This window comes from Stenotrophomonas sp. HMWF003 (assembly GCF_003061285.1).
Lineage (GTDB): Bacteria > Pseudomonadota > Gammaproteobacteria > Xanthomonadales > Xanthomonadaceae > Stenotrophomonas > Stenotrophomonas maltophilia_AP.
This window is the reverse complement of the sequence record NZ_QAIW01000436.1, coordinates 14,627-20,179: the sequence shown is the minus strand read 5'-3', so window position 1 is coordinate 20,179 and position 5,553 is coordinate 14,627. Positions and strand designations below refer to the sequence as shown.

Annotated in this window: 6 protein-coding genes and 1 pseudogene; 6 read left to right on the top strand and 1 reads right to left on the bottom strand. The window is 63.3% G+C overall.

Annotated features, from left to right (window positions below; all coding sequences use genetic code 11):
* Both DBR34_RS24060 and DBR34_RS19145 read left to right on the top strand, forming a co-directional pair.
* Nucleotides 1-320, top strand: a pseudogene (locus DBR34_RS24060) (type VI secretion system-associated protein TagF); the annotation flags it as partial.
* A gap of 2 nt (nucleotides 321-322) precedes the next feature.
* Entirely contained in the window at nucleotides 323-1,102 is a 780-nt protein-coding gene (locus tag DBR34_RS19145) for an OmpA family protein (RefSeq protein ID WP_128097953.1), read from the top strand.
* A gap of 20 nt (nucleotides 1,103-1,122) precedes the next feature.
* Here DBR34_RS19145 and tssA read toward each other — a convergent pair whose 3' ends face one another.
* Nucleotides 1,123-2,187 (bottom strand): type VI secretion system protein TssA, encoded by a 1,065-nt coding sequence (gene tssA, locus DBR34_RS19140; protein ID WP_128097952.1) that lies wholly within the window; start codon nucleotides 2,185-2,187, stop codon nucleotides 1,123-1,125.
* 391 nt (nucleotides 2,188-2,578) lie between these two features.
* Between tssA and DBR34_RS19135 the strand changes: the two genes are divergently transcribed.
* The 4 genes from DBR34_RS19135 to DBR34_RS24055 all read left to right on the top strand — a co-directional run.
* Nucleotides 2,579-3,007, top strand: coding sequence for a DUF3304 domain-containing protein (locus DBR34_RS19135; protein WP_258224136.1), 429 nt, complete (start codon nucleotides 2,579-2,581; stop codon nucleotides 3,005-3,007).
* A gap of 110 nt (nucleotides 3,008-3,117) precedes the next feature.
* Complete coding sequence (locus tag DBR34_RS19130) at nucleotides 3,118-3,576, top strand: DUF3304 domain-containing protein (RefSeq protein WP_128097950.1); 459 nt, start codon at nucleotides 3,118-3,120, stop codon at nucleotides 3,574-3,576.
* Nucleotides 3,577-3,698: 122 nt separating this feature from the next.
* Nucleotides 3,699-4,388, top strand: coding sequence for a hypothetical protein (locus DBR34_RS19125; RefSeq protein ID WP_128097949.1), 690 nt, complete (start codon nucleotides 3,699-3,701; stop codon nucleotides 4,386-4,388).
* 349 nt (nucleotides 4,389-4,737) lie between these two features.
* Nucleotides 4,738-5,553, top strand: an 816-nt coding sequence (locus tag DBR34_RS24055; protein WP_258224135.1) for a type VI secretion system Vgr family protein, incomplete at its 3' end; no start/stop codon positions are given.

Here is a 5,553-nt window from a genome sequence, read left to right as displayed (position 1 = left end):
CGCTGGTGGCCGCGTTCTGGCTGGATATCGTGGCCTGCTTCGTGGCCCGCGGCGACTTCGAACTGGCGGTGCTGATCCGCAACGATGCCGCGCCGTCGATGCTGGTGGGCTTCAACGGTGCCGACCGACATGCGTTGCGCGCGGTGCTCGACCCGGCTGAAGCCGGCGACTTCCTGATCCGCCTGCAGGAGGCCCAGTGGGTCGAGGAATACCTGCACAGCGACTACAACCTCAACCGCCTTGCCAGCTACCTCGATCGTGACGATCTGGCATTGAGCACGGCGCGCAGCCTGTTCGGCGAGACTTTCCTGGGAACCTGACCATGCGCCTCCGCTCTACTCTCATTGTTGCCCTGGCCGCGTTGTCAGTCACCGGCGCTGCCTTCGCACAGGCGCCTGCGGCGACGGCCGCCACCGAACGCCCGGTCGTGATCGAAGGCGTGGTGCCCGACCAGGCCACCAAGGCGCGGTTGCTGAAGAACCTGCGCGAGGTCTACGGCGCTGATCGCGTGGTTGACCGCATCCAGGTGGAATCGATCGCCACGCCGCCGAACTGGGGCGAGTACGTGGCCGGCATGATCACCCCGGGGCTGAAGCGGGTATCACCCGGCAAGCTGGAAGTGAACGGCCAGGCCGTGCGCGTGACCGGCGAAGTGGGCAACGAAGCACTGCGCCAGCAGGTCGCCAGTGACCTCAGCCTGGCCAGCAATACGTCCTACACGGTCACCAACGGGCTGAAGGTGGGGTCGCAGCAGAAGCTGCTTGACCAGACCCTGGCCAACCGCATCATCGAGTTCCAGAGCGGCAGCGCCAAGCTGACCCCGCTGGGCATGAGCATCCTGGACGAAATGGTGGCCAAGATGGCCCAGATGGGCGACACCAGCTTCGTCATCATCGGTCATACCGACAATGTCGGCCAGCGCGAAAGCAACCTGGCGCTCAGCCATGCGCGCGCGCAGGCGGTGAAGGCCTACATGGTGCAGAAGGGGATCGCCGGTAACCACCTGGACGTGCTGGGCAAGGGCCCGGACGAACCGGTCGCCGACAACACTACCAACGACGGTCGCGCACGCAACCGCCGTATCGAGTTCAAGATCCAGTAACCCGGTAACGCTCGACGGGCTTATTGCCCGTCGAGGTTCTGGTTGATGTCCAGCATCTCTTCCATCTGGTCGAGCACGCTGGAATCCTTGATGACCCGCTTGAGCCACACGTGCAGCGGCATCTCGCCCCAACGCGCGGCCTTTTCGGCCAGGTAGGCCACCGGGCTGTGCGGTTCGGTGCGGCGGAAGAACTCGGCCACCTGCCGTAGTTGCTGCAGTGCTTCCTTGCGGCTGGTGGGCGCGCCGGCCGGGCCACGGGGCGCAGCGGCGGCCGTGTTGTCGGTGCTGCTCACCTCTACCGCGAAGCTGTCGTCGGCGGCGATGTCTTCGGCCATGTCGCCGTCCAGCAGCACGCCGGCGTCGCGCGCGAAGCGCATCACCGTGCGCTGCAGGTGCTCGATCTGCTCGCGCACCGCGCTGAAGCTGGGGCCATCCAGGCCCAGGCGGTTGTCGACCGCCGCCTGCAATGCCGCCAGCGCGTCGGCGCATTCCGGCAGGACCTCGACCAGCTGGCGGTAGAACTCGTGCTGGGTATCGCGGCGGGCCGCTTCCAGCTGTTCCAGGCCAGGGCGATCGTCGTGGTAGTCGCCGCCATTGCTGGCCCGCGAATGTGCCACTTCGAAATCGGACAGGCTGAAACGCCCCTGCGGCGCGGACACGATCGGCACGTTGCGCAGCCACTGCAGCGAATTGCTGAGCAGCCAGCTGAGGTTGCCGATGCGCTCTTCCTGGTCGTCGTCGACGGCGACGGGATGCACATCGTCCCAGTACTGGTCGCACAGCCCGGCCACCACGCGGTAGCCGGTGGTCAGGCCGCGGAAGCCCTCTACCTGGGTCGCCGCTTCGGTCAGCCAGCCGGCCAGGCGCAGGTCCTTGGTGCGGGTCTGCAGCAGGTCGGCGCATTCACGGGCGACGCTGCTCCAGTCGGCATATTTGATGTCGGTCTGCCACTCGCCCTGGTCCAGGGTCGGGTCATCGGCACGCCGGCTCTCCTGGATCCGGTCGAACTCCGGCGAGAAGGACAGGTCTTCGCCAGTGGGCGAATGGTCGGCAATCGGGGCCAGCAGGGCATCCTGATCCAGCATGGCAAATCTCGAGATGGGAACTGGGGTGATTCTAGCGTGGTGATGGCGGGCTGCGGGCATCACGGCCGTGAGACCTGGCTGCGGCCGGGGGATCACGGCGGTGTGAAAATGTGATGTCACCCGCGTCTGCGTGTAGGTATTTCCCGGTACCAGCGAGGCCGTCGCTTTGTTACCGTTCCTGGTGTGGACACGGAAGTCCCGGCGAATCGAGGCGGCGATTATGCCGTTGTGGGAGACCCTCACTGCGGGGTTAACCTCGCGTGCCGTCCCGGCGGAGGGCGCCCCCTCAGGCTGAGGACAGGTGCGCCTCTTCTCCTGACGTTCTCACTGGTTGCATGGCTGAAGTCAAAAGAAGAACGACATGCGTGGTAGGACAATATGGTTGCTCGGCTTGCTCGTTCTGCTGCTGCCGCTGTTGGCATCGTGTCGTGGACCTGAGGCCGCTACCGAAGTTGGCATTCTCGGCTACAACCACACCGACGGTGACATACCGCAGTTCACCATCAATGGTGGCAACGGTGGATCTGCCCTGGGCCACGCCGAAGGCGGCACTGTCTGCTGCGTCTTGATGCCGGACCAATGGAAGCCGGGCATGGACGTACAGGTGCGGTGGACCAATGACCTGACCACCTACCATCAGGTGACCGTACCCGTGCCCCGTTACGAGAGCATCGGTAATCTGGCGGTGCACTTCCTCCGCAATGGCGAGGTCAAAGTCTTTGTTACTTCCATGGTCCTGGGGCATCCGGAATATCCCTTGAACGGGCCGGAGGCCGGTCTGCGGGAAGGGGAGAATCCGGTGTGGAAGCGTTTGCTTTAAGTGCAACGTCTGAAGACGCGAATTGCAGGCCGCGCGAGTGGATGTAAGGCACCCATGCTTGCTCAGGTCACCGGTGTTATAGAAGATGACATTGAGGCGGAAAGACGACGATGCAGCGTAAATCGGCGTGGCTGGGATGTTCAGTGCTTTCTATCGCTTTCCTGCTTGCTGCGTGCCGGCTGGCGGATGACGTGGGCCCGGTCGGTGTGCTGGGCTTCAACCACACGGACACTGATATCTCGCAGTTCCTGGTAAATGGGGCAGCCGGTGGCGGTTTTGTCGAAGCACACCACGAAGGTGGCACATCCTGTTGCGTCTCGATTCCGAAGAACTGGCGGTGTGGATTGACGGTGGACGTCGAATGGACGACGGACCTGAAGAGTTACAAGCGACGATCGGTCGTCATTCCAGAATACGAGCCGTCCGACGGGCAGATGGCCGTGCATTTCCTGCGAAATGGCGATGTGAAGATCTTTGTGACATCGCTGTTTCCAGGGCATCCGAACTACCCGCTAAAAGGTCCCGAGTCCAGTTTAATGAGAGACGGCAGCGCTATCTATCGGCAATGAATGGAAAGGGAAAGAGGAAGAGAGATGAGCCATCGCGAACCGACCGGCGCACAGCCGATGCCGTCGGATGGCCTTCGTTTGCTATCCGGTGCTGAAGCCCAGCGCAGGGCCAGCGCAATCGCATGTATGAGGAAGAAAGGCTCGGAGTGCCAAGGCCAGGCTCTAGGGAAGAGATCAGTTTGAATGCGGGGCTTGATGTCCACTTCGGCTGCCACCCGCAGTTGATCCGCGATTACAACGCGTGGCTTGGTGGGCATGGGATAGGAGCGGCTGCACACGCCCAGCAGATTCGCAGTCATGCCAGGCAGTATGTAGCTTGGAAAGGGAGCCGCCTCTGGAACGGGCCGGGAAGCATGTTGGAACAACCGTTCTACACCCAATCCGATGCCGAGGATCAGGTTGATCTGGGCAATGCGCAGCGTGATTTTGGCAGGTTGGTGGCGAAGCTTGCCAAGGGCAAGAGAGACATTGCGGTGCACCGCAAGCAGATGGAGGACGTGCAGAAGCGAATGGAAGAGGGGCGCAAGCTTGGCCGGCCGGTGTTCGAGCCGTCTCCGCGCGCGTCAAAAGAGGCATACGCCTACGTGACGCTTCCTGCCGAAAGCAGAACATTGCTGGACATCGTGTTGGACCACTCGCTGGTGCCTGAACCCAGCGTTGTACTGTTCGACAACTACGTCCACGACTCGCTCGCGGGCTTCTACATGCACAGGTTTACGGAGCTGAACATACCCGCGCTCAACACGTATGGATACCTGCGGCACCGCGGGGTGTTTAGTGTCGCTGAGGCCAGACCGAGGGATTGTCGTTAACGACTGATGTTGGCGCACGCGAAGGCCACCGCTATTAGTGCTGTGTTACAGAGAGAGGAGACGACGATGAGAGGCTGGGGGAGTCTGGGACATTGAGTGCTGCCATGCGGGCCCCAGCGCGGAACTGCACGCGATGACGTGTTTCAGTCACAGGGGGTGCTCAAAAGTGTGACGCACATCTCGTCTGGCGGGTGATTGAGCGCTGCGGTGTTGGATTTCTGACGCATCTGGTACATTTTCCGGTTGGGAAAGGACGTCCCGCGCCGCGGGATGACAGCTGGCAGAGATGGCATTGGACGCGTTGAACTCTTTATTCGCACAGGTGGCGGGCCTTTCGGGTGCCCCGCGGTTGCATCGTCTGGCCCTGCCTGGGGCAGGCGACCTGGTGGTCGAGCGTTGGAGCGGCGAGGAATCGCTGTCGACGGATTTCGATTACGTGATCGATTTTCTCTCGCTCGATGCCGGCCTGGACCTGGAGGCATGGCTGGGCCAGCGCGCGACCTTGACCACGCGGGCCGCCAGCGGCGCCGATATCGAGCGCGTGGGGCTGGTCAGCGATGCGACCCTGCTTGGCAGCGATGGCGGCGTGGCGCGCTACCGCATCGGCCTGCGGCCGTGGACGTGGTGGCTGGAGCACGGTCGGCACAGCCGCGTGTTCCAGGAGCGCAGCGTGCAGGACATCCTGTCGTCGGTGTTCGACGGCTACAAGGACATCGCCCGCTGGCAGTGGAGCGATGAAGTGGCCGGTTTCCTCGGCGCCGAGCGTAAGCGCAGCTACTGCGTGCAGTACCGCGAAAGCGATGCGGCGTTCGTCCAGCGTTTGCTGGCGGAAGAAGGCTTGGGCTGGCGCGTGCAGAACGACGCCGAGGCGCCGGCAGGCCATTGCATGGTGATCTTCTCCGACAGCGCGACGCAGCCGGAAGACGTAACGTCGTCGGGCAGCGGTGTTCGTTTCCATCGCAGTGCCGCCACGGAAAGCGAGGACACGGTGCAGGCACTGGGCCAGTCGCGCCGGCTGGGCAGCAATCGGCTCACGGTCTTCAGCGGTGACTACAAGCGCAGCAGTGGGCTGGGCGCGCAGGTGCCGGTCAATGGCGGCGGCAGCCAGTCCGCGCGCGAGGCCTACGACCCGGCGGGCGCCTATGCGTTTGCCGACAGCAGCGAG

Bases quoted from the DNA above. Each gene is read 5' to 3' on its own strand.
- tssA (WP_128097952.1), bottom strand. From the start codon at position 2,187: ATGCTGGATCAGGATGCCCTGCTGGCCCCGATTGCCGACCATTCGCCC.
- DBR34_RS19145 (WP_128097953.1), top strand. From the start codon at position 323: ATGCGCCTCCGCTCTACTCTCATTGTTGCCCTGGCCGCGTTGTCAGTC.
- DBR34_RS19125 (WP_128097949.1), top strand. From the start codon at position 3,699: ATGTATGAGGAAGAAAGGCTCGGAGTGCCAAGGCCAGGCTCTAGGGAA.
- DBR34_RS19130 (WP_128097950.1), top strand. From the start codon at position 3,118: ATGCAGCGTAAATCGGCGTGGCTGGGATGTTCAGTGCTTTCTATCGCT.